Origin of the sequence: Campylobacter sp. IFREMER_LSEM_CL2101 (assembly GCF_025771825.1) — a bacterium.
Lineage (GTDB): Bacteria > Campylobacterota > Campylobacteria > Campylobacterales > Campylobacteraceae > Campylobacter_D > Campylobacter_D lari_C.
The window spans coordinates 202941-221620 of sequence record NZ_JAKMQZ010000002.1 but is presented as its reverse complement, the minus strand read 5'-3'; the positions used below and the strand labels follow the sequence as shown (position 1 = coordinate 221620).

General features: G+C 30.5%; 18 protein-coding genes and 1 pseudogene. 7 read left to right on the top strand and 12 right to left on the bottom strand.

Annotated elements, in window-relative coordinates; genetic code table 11:
- The 4 genes and pseudogenes from L8V88_RS02460 to argS form a co-directional block, all read left to right on the top strand.
- A pseudogene (locus L8V88_RS02460) lies at positions 1–822 on the top strand (hypothetical protein); the annotation flags it as partial.
- The gene (locus tag L8V88_RS02455) at positions 819–1433 is read left to right on the top strand and encodes a deoxyguanylate kinase / guanylate kinase (RefSeq protein ID WP_039628617.1); all 615 of its coding nucleotides are present in this window, start codon (positions 819–821) and stop codon (positions 1431–1433) included. The pseudogene L8V88_RS02460 and the gene L8V88_RS02455, both read left to right, overlap by 4 nt.
- Before the next feature lies 1 nt (position 1434).
- Positions 1435–1674 (top strand): twin-arginine translocase TatA/TatE family subunit, encoded by a 240-nt coding sequence (locus L8V88_RS02450; protein ID WP_039618758.1) that lies wholly within the window; start codon positions 1435–1437, stop codon positions 1672–1674.
- Between the two features lie 9 nt (positions 1675–1683).
- Positions 1684–3279, top strand: coding sequence for an arginine--tRNA ligase (gene argS / locus L8V88_RS02445; RefSeq protein WP_263726637.1), 1596 nt, complete (start codon positions 1684–1686; stop codon positions 3277–3279).
- On the opposite strand, the gene L8V88_RS02440 is transcribed toward argS, so the two are convergent.
- From L8V88_RS02440 to L8V88_RS02415, 6 genes are all read right to left on the bottom strand, one after another.
- The gene (locus L8V88_RS02440) at positions 3270–3794 is read right to left on the bottom strand and encodes a threonine/serine exporter family protein (protein ID WP_012661791.1); all 525 of its coding nucleotides are present in this window, start codon (positions 3792–3794) and stop codon (positions 3270–3272) included. The two genes, argS and L8V88_RS02440, sit on opposite strands and share 10 nt — an antisense overlap.
- A complete protein-coding gene (locus L8V88_RS02435) occupies positions 3791–4567 on the bottom strand; it encodes a threonine/serine exporter family protein (protein WP_263726635.1) in 777 nt (258 codons plus the stop codon). Before L8V88_RS02435 ends, L8V88_RS02440 begins: the two co-directional genes overlap by 4 nt.
- Before the next feature lie 153 nt (positions 4568–4720).
- Positions 4721–5326: a DedA family protein gene (locus tag L8V88_RS02430; protein WP_263726634.1), complete on the bottom strand. Its 606-nt coding sequence runs from the start codon at positions 5324–5326 to the stop codon at positions 4721–4723.
- Between the two features lie 49 nt (positions 5327–5375).
- Positions 5376–5804, bottom strand: coding sequence for a trehalose-6-phosphate synthase (locus tag L8V88_RS02425; RefSeq protein ID WP_263726632.1), 429 nt, complete (start codon positions 5802–5804; stop codon positions 5376–5378).
- A 48-nt stretch (positions 5805–5852) separates the two neighbouring features.
- Positions 5853–6335: a peptidylprolyl isomerase gene (locus L8V88_RS02420; RefSeq protein ID WP_263677775.1), complete on the bottom strand. Its 483-nt coding sequence runs from the start codon at positions 6333–6335 to the stop codon at positions 5853–5855.
- A 9-nt stretch (positions 6336–6344) separates the two neighbouring features.
- Positions 6345–7052: a YebC/PmpR family DNA-binding transcriptional regulator gene (locus L8V88_RS02415; RefSeq protein ID WP_039618745.1), complete on the bottom strand. Its 708-nt coding sequence runs from the start codon at positions 7050–7052 to the stop codon at positions 6345–6347.
- An 80-nt stretch (positions 7053–7132) separates the two neighbouring features.
- Here L8V88_RS02415 and L8V88_RS02410 point away from each other — a divergent pair, with 80 nt between their 5' ends.
- The 3 genes from L8V88_RS02410 to L8V88_RS02400 are packed head-to-tail and all read left to right on the top strand — an operon-like array spanning position 7133 to position 9980.
- Positions 7133–7678, top strand: a complete 546-nt coding sequence (locus L8V88_RS02410; protein ID WP_263726631.1) for a GNAT family N-acetyltransferase — start codon at positions 7133–7135, stop codon at positions 7676–7678.
- Positions 7679–7870: a cation transporter gene (locus L8V88_RS02405; RefSeq protein ID WP_263726629.1), complete on the top strand. Its 192-nt coding sequence runs from the start codon at positions 7679–7681 to the stop codon at positions 7868–7870.
- On the top strand, positions 7860–9980 hold the full coding sequence (locus L8V88_RS02400) for a heavy metal translocating P-type ATPase (protein ID WP_263726627.1): 2121 nt from the start codon (positions 7860–7862) through the stop codon (positions 9978–9980). Before L8V88_RS02405 ends, L8V88_RS02400 begins: the two co-directional genes overlap by 11 nt.
- 61 nt (positions 9981–10041) lie before the next feature.
- Here the strand turns inward: L8V88_RS02400 and L8V88_RS02395 are convergent, their stop codons facing one another.
- From L8V88_RS02395 to alaS, 6 genes are all read right to left on the bottom strand, one after another.
- Positions 10042–11937: an NAD(P)/FAD-dependent oxidoreductase gene (locus tag L8V88_RS02395; RefSeq protein ID WP_263726626.1), complete on the bottom strand. Its 1896-nt coding sequence runs from the start codon at positions 11935–11937 to the stop codon at positions 10042–10044.
- Positions 11938–12026: 89 nt separating this feature from the next.
- Entirely contained in the window at positions 12027–12587 is a 561-nt protein-coding gene (locus L8V88_RS02390; protein ID WP_263726625.1) for a sulfite oxidase heme-binding subunit YedZ, read from the bottom strand.
- A complete protein-coding gene (gene msrP, locus L8V88_RS02385; protein WP_263726624.1) occupies positions 12587–13480 on the bottom strand; it encodes a protein-methionine-sulfoxide reductase catalytic subunit MsrP in 894 nt (297 codons plus the stop codon). The genes L8V88_RS02390 and msrP overlap by 1 nt, the downstream gene beginning before the upstream one ends.
- A gap of 82 nt (positions 13481–13562) precedes the next feature.
- A complete protein-coding gene (locus L8V88_RS02380) occupies positions 13563–15494 on the bottom strand; it encodes a PBP1A family penicillin-binding protein (RefSeq protein ID WP_263726645.1) in 1932 nt (643 codons plus the stop codon).
- Positions 15494–16036 carry a septum formation inhibitor Maf gene (gene maf, locus L8V88_RS02375; protein ID WP_263726622.1) on the bottom strand — a complete coding sequence of 181 codons (543 nt, stop codon included), beginning with the start codon at positions 16034–16036 and terminating at the stop codon, positions 15494–15496. The genes L8V88_RS02380 and maf overlap by 1 nt, the downstream gene beginning before the upstream one ends.
- Positions 16036–18573 (bottom strand): alanine--tRNA ligase, encoded by a 2538-nt coding sequence (alaS, locus tag L8V88_RS02370; RefSeq protein ID WP_263726620.1) that lies wholly within the window; start codon positions 18571–18573, stop codon positions 16036–16038. The genes maf and alaS overlap by 1 nt, the downstream gene beginning before the upstream one ends.
- Positions 18574–18680: the final 107 nt, after the last annotated feature.

The following is an 18680-nucleotide window of genomic DNA, read 5'->3' as shown; positions in this document are numbered from 1 at the left end:
GAAAATATAGAAGAAAATATAGAAGAAAATATAGAAGAAAATATAGAAGAAAATCCCGCCAAAATGGATTCTTTTGATGAATTGCCTATGGTTGAAGAAATGGGTGAAAAAGAGATGAGTTTTGATGATTTGCCTGAGGATGCTCAATTTATTGGGGAAATAAAAGAAGATAATAGCGTTGTAGAAGAAAATGAACCTTTGGTAGAAGAGCTTTTAGAAGATGAAGCTATGGATTTTGAGCCAGAAGAAGAATTAAGCACTCAAGATAAAATAAAAGAAGAACTAGCTGCTATTGATGAGCTTGATGAAGAGTTGAATGGTCTTGATGAGGAGTCAATGCAAGATTTTGATACTCAAGAAGCAAGTAATAATGAAAATGCGCAGGTTTTAGATTTAGAGGAAAATATAGAGGAAAATATAGAGGAAAATATAGAGGAAAATATAGAGGAAAATATAGAGGAAAATATAGAGGAAAATATAGAGGAAAATATAGAGGAAAATATAGAGGAAAATATAGAGGAAAATATGGGCGCAATTTTAGATGATACACAAGATGAGTTTGCAAATTTAAATGAAAATGATATTATGTTAGCTTTAGGTGAAGAGCTTGCTCCAGTTATTGCAGAAAAGAAAGAGGAGAGTAAGATAAATACTGAAGAAAAAGTAGAAAATTTACAAGAAGATGAAATGGTAAATGAACTTAGTAAAAGCATAGCTCAAACTATCACTTCGAGTATTACTGATGATACTTTAAAAGCAGCCTTAAAAGGCATGAAAATGAATATAAACATTAATATAAGCTTTGATGAGGATAAACATTGAGTGGTCAAATTTTAATTATCTCAGGACCAAGTGGAGCAGGGAAGAGTACCTTGCTTCAAAGGCTTTTTAAAGAAAAAGATAATATTTATTTTTCTATTTCAAGTACAACAAGAGCTCCTAGGGAAAATGAAAAAAATGGAGTAGATTATTTTTTTATCAGCGAAGAAGAATTTAAACAAGGTATAGAAAAAGGCGATTTTTTAGAATGGGCTTTGGTGCATAAAAATTATTATGGCACTTCGTTAATCCCCGTAAAAAAAGCATTGCAAGAGGGTAAAAGTGTCGTTTTTGATATTGATGTGCAAGGTTTTTGTATAGCTAAAGAAAAAATGCCTGAATATATTACTTCTGTCTTTATTACAACCAAAAATAAAAAAGAACTTGAAAAAAGATTGCTTAAGCGAAATACTGATAAAATAGAAGATATTAGCAAAAGATTAGAAAATGCTAGTGATGAAATGGCTTATTTGGATCGATATGATTTTTTAATCATAAATGATGATCTTGAAAAAAGCTATAGGGAGTTAGAAGCAGTTTTTGAAGCTTCAAAATTAAAAAGTACAAAACATGATTTAAAACAAATTCAAATTCAATGGAATAAAGGAGAATAAAATGCATATGCCAAGCGGAACTCAATGGTTGATTATATTACTTATTGTGGTGTTACTTTTTGGTGCAAAAAAAATTCCAGAGCTTGCTAAAGGCTTAGGAAAAGGTATTAAAACTTTTAAAGATGAAATGAACACAGAAGATGATAAAAAAATCGTTCAAGAAGATGCGCAAAAAATTGAAAAAATCAACGAAAAAGATGTGCTTGTAAAAGAAAATAACGAAGAAGTAAAAAAAGCTTAAGGTAAAACATTGAAAACTTTAGTTTATAAAGAAATTAAAGAAAAACTAGGAAGAGATTTTATCTTAGAAAATCCTAAGAATAAAAATCTAGCTCACTTTGCAACACCTTTGGCTTTTTCTTTAGCTAAAGAATTAAAGCAAAACCCTATGATAATTGCTAATGATATTGTTGCTAAGTTAAAAGATTGTGATTGTTTTGAAAGTGTAGAGGCTTTAAATGGTTATGTAAATTTTAAGCTTTCAAAAGCTTTTTTAAATTCTTTAGCTACGCAAGCTTTGAGTGATAGTGAAAATTTTGCAAAAGATGATAAAAAAGAGCAGAGTTTTTTACTTGAGTATGTGAGTGCAAATCCAACAGGGCCTTTACACATAGGACATGCTAGAGGAGCTATTTTTGGCGATACTTTAACTAGGGTTGCTAGACATTTAGGATATAAATTTGATACAGAATATTATGTCAATGATGCGGGTAATCAAATTTATCTTTTAGGTCTTTCTATATTGCTTGCAGTAAAAGAGCATTGCTTAAAAGAGCAAGTTCAATATCCTGATGAGTATTATAAAGGTGAATATATCGTAGATGTAGCAAAAGAGGCTTTTGCTGAATTTGAAAAAGATTTCTTTGTAGAAGAAAACATTCCGCAATTAGCACTTTGGGCTAAAGATAAAATGCTTAAAATTATCAAGCAAAATTTAGCTGATGCTAAGATATTTATTGATGCTTATGTGAGTGAAACAAGCTATTATAATGAATTAGAAAATACTTTAAAAGCTTTAAAAGAGCATGGTGGTACTTATGAGCAAGATGGTAAAATATGGCTTGCATCAAGTGCTAAAGGCGATGAAAAAGATCGTGTGATTATCAAAGATGATGGAAAAGGAACTTATCTAGCTGCTGATATAGTTTATCATAAAGATAAAATGAGCCGAGGTTATGATAAGTGTATTAATATATGGGGAGCTGATCATCATGGCTATATAGCTAGAATGAAAGCTGCTATGGAATTTTTAGGACATGATAGTCAAAATCTTGAAATTATTCTAGCACAAATGGTTTCACTCTTAAAAAATGGCGAACCTTATAAAATGAGTAAAAGAGCAGGAAATTTCATCTTAATGGGTGATGTTTTAGAAGAGCTTGGTAGTGATGTGCTAAGATATATTTTTATTAGTAAAAAATGTGATACACATTTAGAGTTTGATGTAGATGAGTTTAAAAAAGAAGATAGCTCTAATCCTGTGTATTATATTAATTATGCTCATGCAAGAATTCATCAAGTATTTGCTAAAGCGGGTAAAAGTGCAAATGATGTTATGCATGCTAAATTTGAGAGTTTAAATGAAGATGGTATGAATCTTTTATTTGAAAGTTTAAATTTAAAAGCAGTACTTAATGACGCATTTGAGTCAAGATCATTGCAAAAAATTCCTGATTATTTAAAAAATTTAGCCTCTTTGTTTCATAAATTTTATAATGAAAATAAAGTAGTTGGTTCAGATAATGAGGATGAGCTTTTAAAACTTTTTGCCGTATGTGCTTTGAGTATTAAAACAGCTTTTGCGCTTATGGGAATAGAAGCAAAAAATAAAATGAATCACGATTGATTTTGATCGTGATTTTTACTTTTTTTAATACTTCTTGTCATCATAAAGCTTTGCTCAAAAAACAAAAGTAAAGTCACGCTTACTCCTACTGCTAAAGCTAGTGTTACTGAAAGCGTTGTAAAAAAATGATCGAAAAATTGAATCAAGAAATTAGTCTTTTCGCTAATATCCTCTGAGCGTATAAAAGAAATCAAATACAATATAGCTTTGTATGCATAAATTCCAGGTATCATAGGAATGAGAGCAGGAAAAGCTATGATTTCAGCAGGCGTTTTAAAAATCTTAGCTAAAAATAAACCAAGACAGCCTATACTAAAAGAAGCTATAAAGGTTGCAATAGCTAAGGTTTGAAAGCCAAAATAGCCCATCAAAGTAAAGCGCATACCATGGGCTATAGCAGCTAATATGGCTGAAAGTATGAGTGTTTTAAAGGGCGGATTGCACACATAAGCAAAGCCAAAACCTGTTAAAGCTGCAAAAAACATATCCCAAAGTATAGAAGAATAATCAATCATCTTAAAATCCCAAAATCACTAATACTAAGAGTAGTATAAATTCCAATGGCAATACAGCATACTAATATCGCCACGCTTATAATACGACTAAGTCCCATGAGTATATGATCTTTTAAAATGTCTATAACGGAGTTTATAAAATAAACCCCAGGAATTAAATACAATATACTAGAACCCAAAGCAACATTAGCTTCTTGCACGAGTTTCAAATCCACCCCAAAAAATACAATAAAAGAAGATAAAAAAGAACAAATAATGTATTGAATTCTTAAATCAATTTTTATTCTAGTGAGTAAAACTCTTAAGCTAAAACCTACTAAAGTAGCTAAAAATACAAATAAACAGCCATAAAAATCTCCTCCAAATAGCTTGCAAAATGCTGAGTTTGCCACTGAGACTAAAAATAAATTCGCTAAAAAAGGATTTCTTGTGCTTTGTTTGAGTTTTAAAAGAGAAAATTTAGCTTCTTCTAGGTTGTATTTATGATCATGAATTTGCCAGCTTAATGCACTAAGCTCTAAAATAAGTTTAAAGTTAATGTGATTGTGTTTATTAGGTATGATATAGGTTCTTTGTATGGAATTATCACTTTTGTCAAAAATATTTAGTGTGGTATGATGAAAGAAAAAATTCATGTTAATTTCATAACCATACGCATTAGCTATCCTTCCAACGCACTTTGCCACTCTTGCTGTGTAAGTTCCAGCGCTTAAAAAAACACTAATGTATTCGATTAAAAAATCCGTTAAATTTTGAATTGATGGTTTTTGCATAGCATTTTTCTTTGAAATAGTTTTTATAAGATTTTATCAAAAATCAAATATAAAATCATATAAATTTAAAGGTTTTTAGAAAAATATATATTAAATCAAAGAAAATTATAAAACACCTAGCTAATTAAACTAGGTGTTTAAAATTAGAAATTTTTAAGGTGTTTTTTTCTTTTTTTGGATATAGCTATAAATAGCTACAATCATAGCAACAAAAACAATACAAGCTACAATAACAAAATGCAAATATTCTTTGATTAAATCTTCATTTTTACCTAAAATATAACCTAATATAAGCAAGATTAAACACCAAATTCCAGCCCCCAAACTAGTATAAAATATAAACTTTTTCAAATTCATTCTTGCAAGTCCAGCAGGTAAAGAAATATATTGACGTAAACCAGGGATTAATCTACCACTAAAGGTCGATATTTCACCATGTTTGTTAAAAAAAGCTTCAAATTGAGCAAATTTTGCTTCATTAACTCCAAAATATTTGCATATTTTTAAAAGAACCTCCCGCCCTAAAAAATAACATAAATAATAATTAAGCAAAGCCCCCAATAGAGCTCCAAAAGTCCCACAAAATAGACATAGCCAAAAGTTAAGCTCGTTTTGATGAGCTAAATATCCAGCAGGTATCATCACTACTTCGCTAGGAAAAGGAAAAAAGGAACTTTCTACAAACATAAGAAAAATAATCCCCCAATAACCCCAATCTTTTGCAAGAGTGAGTAAAAAATCTATAATATCACCAAGCATAAATAACCTTTATTTTTTAAGCTAATGATATAAGTTTAGTTTTAATGTTTTAAAAATATAGCATCGCTTTTGCGCAAATGACTATTAAAATACATAAGATCAATGCAATCAAGTGAGATTTTAAAGGATCTTTTCTTTTTAAAACCTTTATAAAAAATAAAGAGTAAAAAGTCAAAACTAGCATTGTCATTAATAATAAAAGTTTGATAAATAAAAATATGCCAAAATTACTTGCAAAAAAATCCCAAAAAGAGTTAATTTCATAAAAACTTAAAAGATAAAATCCACTCAATAAAAGCAAGATAAAAATACTAGCAAAGATAATAATACTTGATTTAGTATAGGCTTTTTTGATTTTATCGCAATCTTCTTTACTTTGGAATTTATAAGCAAAGCGATAAACACATACATCAAAAAATACATAAGCTATAAAAAATATAGCACAAATAAGATGAATACAAATAAAAATAAAATGCATAGTTAATCTCCTTAAAAAATCATAGCACAATTTTAAGGAGATGTAAAATTAAAGTTTTTCTAAAATTTGGATAGTTTTGATTTTATCTCCTGCTCTAATGCTATCTAGTACTTCCAAACTTTCTTTATCTTCAGGATTAATTTGTCCAAAGATAGTATGTACTCCATCTAAGTGAGGTTGTGGGCTATGACAAATAAAAAATTGTGATCCACCTGTATCTCTACCAGCATGAGCCATAGATAAACTACCTCTTAAGTGCTTGTGTTTTTGATCGTCACATTCACATTCTATCTCATAGCCAGGACCACCTGAACCTATACCATAAGGACAACCACCTTGTATTACAAAATTTGGAATCACACGGTGAAAAACAAGCTCATCATAAAAACCATCATTAGCTAAATTAGCAAAATTACACACAGTTTGCGGTGCTTCATCGGGAAATAATTCTAATTTCATATCGCCTTTTTCGGTGCTAATGATAGCAAAATTGTATTTTTTTGCATCTTTTGTGTCGATTTTTTTAAGCATTTTTTGCTCCTATTCTATGTTGGTATAAACTGCTTGTACATCATCATCATCTTCTAATTTATCAAGCAATTTTTCAATATCAAGAAGTTGTTCTTCACTAAAACTTACAGGATTGTTAGCAAGATATTCAAGTCCTGCTTTTTTAAGCACTAAACCTTTTTTTTCTATAGCATTGCTAAGCTCACCAAAAGCAGTGTAATCACCTATAATTAGTAATTCCTCTTCATTTTGCTCAAGTTCTTCAAGTCCTGCATCAATGAGTTCAAGCTCAAGTTCTTCTAAATCTCCATCATATTTTTCAAGATGAAAAACAGCCTTGTGTGAAAACATAAAAGTTAAAGAGCCATTTTGTAAAATTTCTCCACCATTTTTACTAAAAATTGCTTTTACATTAGCCACTGTGCGTGTAGGATTATCACTCATGCATTCAACGATGATTAAAGCTCCATGCGCTGCTTTTCCTTCATAGTGGATATTTTTAATATCAGCACTATCTTTTCCACTTGCTCTTTTAATAGCTGCATCGATATTGTCTTTTGGCATATTATTAGCTTTTGCAGTAGCTATGGCACTACGAAGCTTTGGGTTCATATCAGGATCAGCTCCGCCTTCTTTTGCTGCTACTTGTATAGCCTTTGCAAGTTTTGGAAAAAGTTTGCTCATTTTATCCCATCTTGCTTCTTTAGAGGCTCTGCGATATTCAAACGCTCTTCCCATAAATTCTCTCTTTCTTATATTGTTTTAAAGTTAAAAGTATAAACTAAGAAGTCTAAATTTGATTTTAAAGGAGTAAAAGAGTGATTAGAAAAGCTAGGAAAGATGATGCTAAAAAATGCATGCAATTGCTTGCTTTGGCAATGGATCATTTTATATATAAACTTAGTGGTTATAATGATCATCAAAAAGCCATAGAGGTTTTAGAAAATTTCTTCACTCAAGAAAATAATCGTTTAAGCTATGAAAATATATATGTTTATGAAGAAGATAGGGAAATTTTAGGTGTGATTTGTTTTTATGATGGGGCTTTGGCAGATGAGCTAGATAAGCCTTTAAATGATCATTTAGAATTTTTAGGAATCAGTGAAAAAGTTTTAAAAGAATGTGAAAATGAGTTTTACTTAGATAGTATTTGTGTGGATGAAAAAGCAAGAGGAAAAGGCATTGCTAAGAAATTGATCGAATGTGCTTTCAATGAAGCTTTGAAAAATGATAAAAAGCTTTCATTAATCGTAGAAGATGAAAATATAAATGCAAAAATGCTTTATGAAAAAATGGGCTTTAAATTTATAAAAAATAAAATTTTTCACTCTCATAAATATGAATACAGAGAAAAAGGAGAATAAGTGATTATAAAAACTAAAAATATTAATTGTCAAAGTTGTGTAAATTTAATCAAGGCTTCATTAGAAGATGAATTTGGTACTATGCAAATAAATGTTGAAACAAAAAGCATTGAGATTGATTTAAAAGCAGAGCAAGTTGAAGAGTTCAAAAAACAATTCCAAGATTTAGGTTTTGAGATAGATGAAGCATGAGTTAAAATTAAAAATAGGCAATATGACTTGTGTTAATTGCTCTAATGCTATAGAAAAAGTCTGTGCAAAAATTGATGGAGTAGAAGATGTAAGTGTTTCTTATGTCAATTCTAGTGGAGTGTTTTTGCTTAAAGATTTATCTTTGGAAGCAAAAATCAAAGAAAAAATTAAAGCTTTGGGTTTTGAGATATTACAAGAAGAGCAAAATTTATACGAGTTTAAACTCAAAGAGCTTAAAAATATGAAAACAAAGCTTATCATGAGTATAATTTTAAGCTCCATTGTGATGTATTTTGAAATGTTTGTTCAAGGAAATGTTTCTGCTTTAATTCAAATGTTTTTATCTATGATAGCGATTTTTTATTGTGGAAAAAGTTTTTTTATTCACGCTCTTAAAGGATTAAGGCATAAAAATTTAGATATGAATACCTTGATATCCTTAGGCGCTTTTACTTCTTTTGTATATTCTTTTTTTGTGTATTTTGAGGTATTTAGTAAAGATGGTTATTTGTATTTTAGTGGCGGAGCGATGATTATAAGCTTTGTTTTATTAGGTAAATACTTAGAAGAAAAGGCCAAATTTAAATCCTTAGAATATCAAAATAAATTAAAAAACATAGATATTAAAAAAGCTAATATTCTTTTAGAAGATGGAAGTATAAAAAGTATACCCAGTGCTTTTGTAAAAGAAAATGATGTGATTTTAGTAAAAGAGGGTGAAAGCGTTGTTGCTGATGGGGTGATTATAGCAGGTGAAGCTGAGGTTGATGTGAGTTTTTTAACAGGAGAGTTTTTGCCACTTTTGAAAAAGCAAGATGATGAGATTTTAGCAGGAACTGTGTTGATTAATGGAAGCTTAAAGATTAAAGCTAATAAAAAGGCGATTGAAAGTTCATTAGAACAAATCAAAGATCTTGTTTTTAAAGCAGGTAATGTCAAAACACCTTTAGCAAACTTAGCTAATAAAATTTCAGCTTATTTTGTAGCTTGTATTATTGTTTTATCGCTTTTTGTATTTGCTTTTTGGTATTTTAAAGAAGGAATTAGTGCAGCGTTTTTACATGCTTGTGCTACGCTTTTAATCTCTTGTCCTTGTGCTTTGGGCTTAGCAACTCCTATAGCCATAGTTAGTGCTTTAGCAAATGGAGCAAGAAATTTTATCTTAGTGAAAAATCCAGCAGTATTAGAGAATTTATCCAGTATAAAGCTTGCTATTTTTGATAAAACAGGTACTTTAAGTCAAGATGATTTAAGTGTTTATAAGCATAATCTTACTCAAGAAGATTTTCAAAAACTCACCCAAATTGAAAATTTAAGTTCACATCCAATCGCAAAGGCTTTTGCTAAAAAATTAAATATAAATTTAAATTTACAAGGAAAATTAAGTGTTTTAGTGGGCAGTGGTTTGCTTTATGAGGAAAATGATGATGTATATTTAATAGGCAATGAGAAATTAATGTTTGAAAATGGCGTTGATATACAAAAAAGCAAACAATTTTTACAAGAATTTGAAGATCAAGCGCCTATATGTTTGTATTTTGCAAAAAATAAAATTTGTCTTGGCGGGGTTTGTTTAAAAAATGAACTTAAAAACGAAGCTAAAGACTTGATAGCAAATTTAAAACAAAAAGGTATAAAAAGTATTATTTTAAGTGGTGATAATGAAAAAAGTGTTACTAAAACGGCAAATGAATTAAATGTCAATGAATTTCATTTTGATTTAAAACCTGAGCAAAAGCTTGGTTTTATAAAAGAAAAAATCAAAAAAGAAAAAGTGCTTTTTATAGGAGATGGTATTAATGATGCCCCTGCTTTAAATTTAGCTAGTGCAAGTATAAGTTTTTCCAAAGCAAGTGAGCTTGCTAAAAAAAGCGGAGATTTGATTTTGATAAAAGATGATTTATCTTTAATAGCTTATTGTTTTGAGCTTTCTCAAAAAACTAAAAATATCATCAAACTTAATCTTTTTTGGGCTTTTATTTACAATGCTTTGTGCATTCCTATTGCAGCAGGTTTTGTGCCATTTATAAGTCTTAGTCCGCATTTGGCAGCTTTGGCAATGTGTTTTAGTTCGGTAACAGTTGTACTAAATTCTTTAAGATTACGCTAGATATTTTTTTAAGCTATATTTATAAGAATTAATTCATCAAACTCCTAAAAGGAGTTTGATTTTATAGTTCATTAACAGCACGATATGCTTGATCAATTGCTGCGTGCATATAAGCATCCCAATCAGCATCTGAATTTGCTATAACGATATTTCCAAAAGGTTTTCTTGCAAGTTCTATGGTCTTTTGCGCTTCTTCACTATCATCAAAAAGACTGTTTTCTGTATATGAATAACAGTGTCCCCAACGATTTACAACTATAGCCTTAATGTCTTTTTCATGGTCAAATCCAGCTGAGCCTAACATACCTTGAAGTTGATCGCGAACGATTTTTTCATGCTCTTCAAAGCTCATGGTGAATAATAAATTTCTACCCACTCTAGCTCTATCTCTTGCATCCATTCCTTCAAGGTCAATTCCTTGTATAGAAGCAAATACTAAAGGTGAGCATACCATATGAACACAAATAGGCTTTTTAGGATCTCTTGGATGGTGGTATCCTCCCATATCTACAGGATAATCAAGCTTGGTTCTAGCATAAGGCATTTTTGGTGAATAAATTTCATGTACTCCAAGTTTTATAAATGGTTCCCAGTTACTTATAATAACTTTGGTATGTAAAAGTGATGTTTTTACATTTTTACTCAAAGCATCTTTTTGATCTTGTGGCATACTTGGTACTATGTATGGAATCATACTATTATAATTTGCCATTACAACTTTTTTAGCTTTTACTCTGTAATTTTTGCCTTTATTAACATAAGTTACTAAAGCTCCATCTTTTGTGTTTTCTACATTTATAACAGTACTGTTTAATCTTAAGCGTACTTTGTTTTTAGTAAGATCAAGTTTAGAATAATCAAAATGAGCTAGAGTAACTTCATCCATATCTTTACCTTTTTTAGATACATCAGGAATTAATCTTCTAACCATTAATCTAGCAACAGTAGCATTGCCATCAGCGCAGTGGTGGATGTATGGTTCTTCCATTTCAGCTAATGCTTCCCCCTCGATTGGATCAAGCCCAAGTTTATCAAAACCAGGTAGGAAAGAAATTCTAGCGTCTTCGCAAGAAACAGCATCAATACCTAAAGCCAAAAAGTCATCTGTCATACCTTCAAAAAATTTTATAGCTTGTGGTGAAAGCTTAACCTTTTCTTCTAAGAATTTTTTATAGCTTGTCTTAGCTACATATTCATCTCTTTGTTCTTTGCTTAGACCTTTTAAATAGTCTTTTTCACTTTTAAATAAAGCAATTAAGTCTTTTTTATCTTTTTTATTAAGTGGAAAATCTCCTATAAAAGCTTCAATGCTTCTGCCATTATGTCTTCCTTCAGGAATATCATCACAAATTACTTTTCTAGGGTTGCCACTTACGACTTTATCTACTCCAAATTCAGCTTTAGAAAAATACACACCTCTGCTAAGATTTAAATCAGGATAAAAATTTACATCAAAACGCTTAGCAAGCTCATCAATATCCACACCCAAAGATGATAATAAATCTACTACTTCTTTAGAATATAACGCTTTTGGTGATTGAAATGTTTCGCTACCACCATAACTTAAAATAGTACCATCTTCTAAATCTATTTCATTTCTTCTAGCATGTCCACCAAAATCATCATGATTATCAAGGATAAGAATTTTTTTATCTTTTCCAAATTTATTTTGATAAAAACAAGCCGCTGCTAAACCACTAATTCCAGCTCCAACAACAACTAAGTCATATTCTTGTTTAGGTTTGATAGCACTAAAGTCAAATTTTTCACCATCTCTTAGCATATGTGCAAATTCATAACTTGCATTATTACTGCCCCTTAACTCAAGCCATTTTGGCGGGTAGTATTCTTTAGTGAAATCTTCGATTTTGGCTTCTTTACCGTATAATACTTGCAAAGGAGTCATTCCTGCAAGTATAGTTAAAGCCATTCCGTTTAAAAAGTCCCTTCTTTGCATGATTGTCCTTAAAATAAGATATATCAAGTCTTATTTTAAGAGTATATTTATATTTTTATTCTTAAAGTATTTTATAAATACAAAAATTTTTACAAAAAAGTTACTCTTTTTCTCTTTTTATAATTTTTATATAGTTTAAAAAGCAAAAAAGCTACTGCAAGACTTAAAGCCAAAAAATGTGGAATTTGTGGTATTTTTGCAGATAAAAAATAATGCCAAGTTGCTAGTAAAAAGCAAAAATATCCAAGTTTTCTTATTTTACTTAATTTTTTAAAAAGTTTAAATGAGCTTATAAACATAAGTGTGAGTATGAAAAAGCTTACAAAACCACTAAATTCTAAATTTTTACTAAAAGTATCTTTGAAAAAAAGCATTAAATCTAAATTTTTACCAAAAGCAAAATAATTTAAAAAGTGAATCAAAGCCCAAAAAAATGCATAAAAACCTAAAAATTTAGGGTAGTCTTTTGTGTGTTTATACTTTAAAAGTGAAAAAAATAGGCTTAATCCAAAAAAGATTAAGCCAAATATACCACTATAAAAATATATAGATTTTACAATATCAAATTCTTGCATGATTTGATAAATACTAAAAACAATGCTTAAAGCAAAAGCTAAAAATCCACCGATATTATAAAATTTTTTGCTCATTAAAAATTAACCTTTAAGTCCATATCTTTATACAAATGTGCTACTTCTTTTTCATAGCCATTAAACATTTGCGTAGGCTTAGTGAAAAAATCTCCCAAAGGACGTTCATTTGCTTGAGACCATCTTGGGTGAGAGACATTTGGATTAACATTAGCATAAAATCCATATTCTCTAGGGTTGGCTAGCTCCCATGTGGTTTTAGGTTGTTCTTTAGTAAATTCTATTTTTACAATAGATTTTATACTTTTAAAGCCATACTTCCATGGAACCACAAGGCGAATTGGCGCTCCATTTTGTCCTAACAAAGGCTTTTTATACATTCCTACGGCCATAAGCGTTAGTGGGTGCATGGCCTCATCTAATCTTAAGCCCTCTACATAAGGATAATCAAGAGTTGGGAAAAATGAAGCTTGATCGGCAAATTGATTTTTATCAAAAAGAGTGGTAAATTTTATAAATTTAGCCTCGCTTTTGACTTTGCATTTTTCTATTAAAGCACGCAATTCAAAACCAACCCAAGGCACCACCATAGACCAAGTTTCAACACAACGAAATCTATAAATTCTCTCTTCTAAAGGAAAGGTTAGTAAATCTTCCACGGTTAAAGTCAAAGGCTCTTCAACTTCCCCGCTAACTTCTATTTTCCAGCCCTTTGTGTTGAAATTTTTTGCAAGTTCAACAGCTCTTTTTTTATCAGTAGAAAATTCATAAAAATTAACATAATTAGTTGCAGTTTTTTCATCGCTAAGTTTTAATTTTTCATTATTAGGATCAGGAAAGAAATTTAATGCCATTAATTCAGATTGAACCAAGGCTGAACTAACCAAAGCCCCTGCACCTAGCTTCAAAAAGTGACGTCTTTTGTTATATAATTGCTCATTTGTGATATTCATGAAACATCCTTTATATATTTTGTGATATTAAAACATATAAAGGAAAATGAAAGGATAATTTTTATTATTTAAAAAAATATTTTTAAAAAATTATCTCGTTATTTTCAGATAGAGCAGGGTTGTTTTTTGGAAATGGAGAAGTATTAGTGTAATACTCTCTTTGTTTTTCATAAATTCCTTGATAAACCCCTTTTGGAATGATAAATTTTCTAGCGCTATCAGGATAAAGTTCTAAGTATTTTGTTAAAAATTCTTTAAAAACCGGCGCAGCAGTCCTTGCACCACCTTCGATTTGTTTCATAGGTTTATTATCATCATTTCCATACCAAATGATAGCTTCTATCTCAGGAGTTAATCCACAAAACCACGCATCTACGCTTTTATTTGAAGTGCCTGTTTTTCCAGCTATTTCAATCCCTTCTACTCTAGCATTGCGTCCAGTGCCTTTTTTAACAACATTTTGCATCATATCATTAACTAAAAAGGCTTGTTCGGGTTCGCTGATTTTTCTTTCTCCAGAATTAAATTCTACTACTATTTTACCATTTTTATCGATTACTCTTTTAATGAGTATCAAATCTTTTTGCACGCCATAGTTTCCAAATACTGTATAAAGTTTAGCATAATCATAAATAGAAATTCCAAAGCTACCCAAAACTATAGATAAATCAACCGGTATATTCTCAAAGCCCATAAATTGAAGTTTATCATGGATCACATCAAGCCCTAGAGCAAGAGCTAAATTTATAGTAGCTAGGTTTCTTGAGCCAGTTAGTGCTTCTTTTAAGCTTATAAGTCCTAGAAATTTTCCACCGTAATTTTTAGGTTTCCAGTCTTTTTCATCTTCTTTGGTACTTTCAAAAATTCTTGAAATATCAGCAACCTTACTCATAGGAGAATAACCCATGTCAATAGCAATTTGGTATAAAAAAGGCTTAAAAGAACTTCCAGGCTGTCTTAAGCTTTGAGTAGCACGGTTAAAATTACTTTTTGCATAATTTACCCCACCTACCAAGGCTAAAATGTCTCCATTTTGGTGATTTGCTACTATCATAGCTCCATTAAGTGTACTTAAATTTGCATCTTTGTCTCTTTTGACTATTTCATCATAGCCAAATTTTAAAGCCTCTCTTGCAATATTTTGCACATCAAGATCTATGGCAAGCTCTATTTTATAACCACCACTTTTTAAGTCTTTAATCCCGCTTAGTTGTTTTAAAACTTCTTGAGTTACATAAGGGGCTGCATTTTGCGTTAAAGTATCATCGTATACTTTTGGAATTTCTTTTAAGGCATTTTCATACTCTTCTTTAGAAATCCAACCAAGATTATACATTCTTTGTACTACGCTGTTTGCTCTAGCTAAAGAAAGATCTAAATGTCTAGTAGGATCATAAGTACTTGGAGCCTTTGGCATACCTACTAAAATGGCAATTTCTTTCAGACTAAGCTCATCTAAATTTTTTCTAAAATATCCAAGTGCAGCGGTTTTTACTCCATAATATCCATGTCCAAAGAAGATGAAATTTAAATATCTTTCTAAAATTTGCTCTTTGGTTAAAGTACTTTCTATCCTATATGCAAGTAAAGCTTCTTTTAGTTTTCTATTTAATGTGCGTTCAGGAGTTAATTCTGTGTTTTTTATGAATTGTTGAGTAAGAGTGGAAGCTCCTTCCATGGTTTTTCCACCGCTTCTTATGATTTTAATAGCTGCTCTAAAAATTGCATCTATATTAACCCCACCATGTTCAAAAAAGCTAGTATCTTCAATGGCTACCAAAGCTTCTATAAGTCTTGGTGGAAGTTCTTCATAAGGAGCGTAAAAGCGGTGTTGCTCGAAAACATTAGCAACTAATTTTCCATTTTTATCAAAAATTTGTGTTGTAAGAGGTGGTTTGTAATCTTTAAAGGTGTATTGATTTAAATCAGAATCAGAAAATAAATATGCAATAAATATAAAAACTCCAACCGCACATACTATACAAAAAGAAAGAAATATTTTTAAAATTTTTATCATAAAAATGCTTTCAAAAGTTCTATATTAAGCCCTAGTGCTGTGCTTTGATGGCCTATGATTTTTTTAATGTATTTTTTATGAAATCCCTCACACATCACAGCTCCGGCTTTACCTTGATAAAGTTTTGACTCAACGTATTCTTGCATATCTTTTAAATCAAATTTATCCAAAATCAAATCACACTTGCTAAGATTAAAAATCTTTTTATCTTCTAAAACTAAAATCATCGCGCTTAAAATGCTAATGCTTTTACCACTTTGTAAATTGAGCATATTAAAAGCCTCATTGTCGCTTTTAGCTTTAGTTAGAATGATATTTTGAGCACAAACTATGCTATCAGCAAATAAAACATTTTTTAAGTCAGGATATTTTGTAAAAAACTGTCTTTCTTTTTCTAAAACAATTTTTTGCACATAAGAGCTTGGATTGTCTTTTTTTACCAAGCTCTCATCATAATCGATAATAATTTGCTCAAAAGCGATATTTGCTTCTTTTAATAAAGCAACGCGTGAAGGCGAACTTGAAGCTAGATAAAGCATTAAGCAAGACTTTCTTTTATGATTTTTCTAGCATGATCAAGTGCTTGTTCTATTTTGCTTGTATCTTTACCACCAGCTGTTGCAAAATCATCCCTGCCACCACCATTTCCACCAAGCATTTGCGCAATTTCTTTTACCAAAGCGCCAGCTTTTAGCGAAGCGTCTTTAACACCTGCTGCTATGATAATCTTACCTTCTTTTTCCTGTAAAAGTAAAATTACAGCTTTGTTAAATTTGTTTTTAAACTCATCTATCATGGTTTTTATATCGCCACTATCTATTTTTTGCACACAATATTGAATGCCATTTAGTTCTTTAGAGTTTAATTCTGCTTTGCTTGAATTTTTTAATTCATTTTTTAAACTAGCTATTTCATTTTTTAATTTTGCCACATAGCTTAAAATATCATGAGTTTTTAACTCTTCTTTGGCTTGGTTTAACTCTTTTAAATTTTCATTAACATAATCAAGTGCAGCTTTGCTTACTACTGCTTCTATCCTTCTAACCCCAGCACTAACACCACTTTCTTTGATGATGTAAAAACTTCCTATTTCAGAGCTATTTTTCACATGAGTACCACCGCAAAGCTCTTTACTAGCTCCTAGGGTTAAAACCCTTACTTTTTCTTGATATTTTTCACTAAATAAAGCTATAGCACCACTTTTTTTAGCTTCATCTAAAGCTAAAATTTCAATTTTAGCTTCATTTGCTTGCATGATGTAAGTGTTTACCAAAGCTTCTATTTGTTTTAGTTCTTCTTTACTTAGAGCTTTTGGATGAGTAAAATCAAATCTTAATTTATTATGTTCTACCAAAGAGCCTGCTTGGCTAATGTGTGAGCCAAGAATTTCTCTTAAAGTATGGTGTAATAAATGTGTCGCGCTGTGATGTCTTGCGATTTGTTCTCTTTTTTTAGTATCTATGCAAGCTAACACTTCATCATTTGTTTTAAGATCTTGTTTTAATTTCACTTGGCTAAGATTAATATCAAAGAATTTTTGTGTATCTAAAACCTCATTTTCATTGATAAAACCTATATCAGCACTTTGCCCTCCACTTGTTGCGTAAAATGGAGTTTTTTCAAGCATTAACCATGCTATATCTCCTGCCTTAGCTTCGGTTGTGATTTTAAAATTTTCATCTAAAATAGCCATGGTTTTAGTTTTTTCTTCATAATTTTCATAACCACTAAAAGTATTTTTGCCAAATTTTTCTAATAAAATTTTAAAATCCCCGCTAATTGCTTTATCCCCACTTCCTTTCCAAGAAGCTTTGGCTCTATCTTTTTGTTCTTGCATAAGCTCATTAAATTTAGCCTCATCTACACTAAGATTTTTTTCTCTTAGCATATCTTGGGTTAAATCAAGCGGAAAACCATAAGTATCATAAAGTTTAAAAGCTACTTCACCGCTAAAAATATCTTTAGTTTTTTTAAGTTCTTCATTAAAAATTTCTATGCCGTTTTCGATAGTGCTTAAAAATCTTTCTTCTTCTAGTTTAATCTGTTCTTTGATAAATTCTTTTTTTTCATTTAAGTAAGTATAATGCCCACCCATTAACTCACACACTACATCTACAAGCTCATACATAAAAGCTCTTTTAAGACCTAATAAATATCCATGTCTTAAGGCACGGCGCATAATTCTTCTTAAAACATAGCCTCTACCTTCTTTATCAAAGCCAACTCCTTGAGCAAGTAAAAATACACTTGATCTAATATGATCAGCGATTACTCTATAGCTAGCCCCATTTTCGTAGGTATAAGTTTTGCCACAAAGTTTTGCAATACTCTCAATAATAGGCATAAACAAAGAACTATCAAAATTACTAAATTTTCCTTCTTTTATAGCGCTAACCCTTTCAAGTCCCATGCCTGTATCAATACTAGGTTTTGGCAATGGAGTAAGTGTGCCATCAGCACTTCTTTCATACTGCATGAAAACGAGGTTCCAAATTTCTAAGAACCTATCTCCATCTCCACCCATATAATCTTCACTAGAATTAAAATGCTCAGCACCTTGATCATAAAAAATTTCACTACAAGGCCCGCATGGTCCAGTATCGCCCATTTGCCAAAAATTATCTTTATCGCCAAATTTATAAATTCTTTCTTTTTCTATATGTTTTTGCCAAAGCTCATATGCTTCATCATCACTTTCATGTACAGTTACATATAATCTTTCTTTAGGTAGTTTTAAAACCTCAGTTACAAATTCCCAAGCATAAGCAATGGCTTGTTCTTTAAAATAATCCCCAAAACTAAAATTTCCAAGCATTTCAAAGAAAGTATGATGTCTTGCTGTGTAGCCTACATTGTCTAAATCATTATGTTTTCCACCAGCTCTTATACAAGTTTGACAGCTTGTTTTACGTGGAGGATTAGGGCGTGGTACTTCTCCGGTAAATATACTTTTAAAAGGCACCATACCTGCATTAGTAAAAAGTAAAGTTGCATCATCAGGTACTAAAGGGCTTGAAGGAGTGATTTCATGTCCTTTTGACTTAAAAAATTCTAAATATTCTTTTCTTATATCCATAGATTTTCCTAGCTAGTTTTTTGCTTAAAATAATACCAAAAATACTTTAAATTAAGTAAAACTATCTTATAATCATAATTTTAAATTTACTAAGGTAATACAATGAA

What these genes read in the sequence shown, in the direction of transcription:
- L8V88_RS02450 (WP_039618758.1), top strand. Translation starts at nt 1,435, where the DNA reads ATGCATATGCCAAGCGGAACTCAATGGTTGATTATATTACTTATTGTG.
- L8V88_RS02440 (WP_012661791.1), bottom strand. Translation starts at nt 3,794, where the DNA reads ATGATTGATTATTCTTCTATACTTTGGGATATGTTTTTTGCAGCTTTA.
- L8V88_RS02435 (WP_263726635.1), bottom strand. Translation starts at nt 4,567, where the DNA reads ATGCAAAAACCATCAATTCAAAATTTAACGGATTTTTTAATCGAATAC.
- L8V88_RS02430 (WP_263726634.1), bottom strand. Translation starts at nt 5,326, where the DNA reads ATGCTTGGTGATATTATAGATTTTTTACTCACTCTTGCAAAAGATTGG.
- L8V88_RS02425 (WP_263726632.1), bottom strand. Translation starts at nt 5,804, where the DNA reads ATGCATTTTATTTTTATTTGTATTCATCTTATTTGTGCTATATTTTTT.
- L8V88_RS02420 (WP_263677775.1), bottom strand. Translation starts at nt 6,335, where the DNA reads ATGCTTAAAAAAATCGACACAAAAGATGCAAAAAAATACAATTTTGCT.
- L8V88_RS02415 (WP_039618745.1), bottom strand. Translation starts at nt 7,052, where the DNA reads ATGGGAAGAGCGTTTGAATATCGCAGAGCCTCTAAAGAAGCAAGATGG.
- L8V88_RS02400 (WP_263726627.1), top strand. Translation starts at nt 7,860, where the DNA reads ATGAAGCATGAGTTAAAATTAAAAATAGGCAATATGACTTGTGTTAAT.
- L8V88_RS02395 (WP_263726626.1), bottom strand. Translation starts at nt 11,937, where the DNA reads ATGCAAAGAAGGGACTTTTTAAACGGAATGGCTTTAACTATACTTGCA.
- L8V88_RS02390 (WP_263726625.1), bottom strand. Translation starts at nt 12,587, where the DNA reads ATGAGCAAAAAATTTTATAATATCGGTGGATTTTTAGCTTTTGCTTTA.
- msrP (WP_263726624.1), bottom strand. Translation starts at nt 13,480, where the DNA reads ATGAATATCACAAATGAGCAATTATATAACAAAAGACGTCACTTTTTG.
- maf (WP_263726622.1), bottom strand. Translation starts at nt 16,036, where the DNA reads ATGCTTTATCTAGCTTCAAGTTCGCCTTCACGCGTTGCTTTATTAAAA.
- alaS (WP_263726620.1), bottom strand. Translation starts at nt 18,573, where the DNA reads ATGGATATAAGAAAAGAATATTTAGAATTTTTTAAGTCAAAAGGACAT.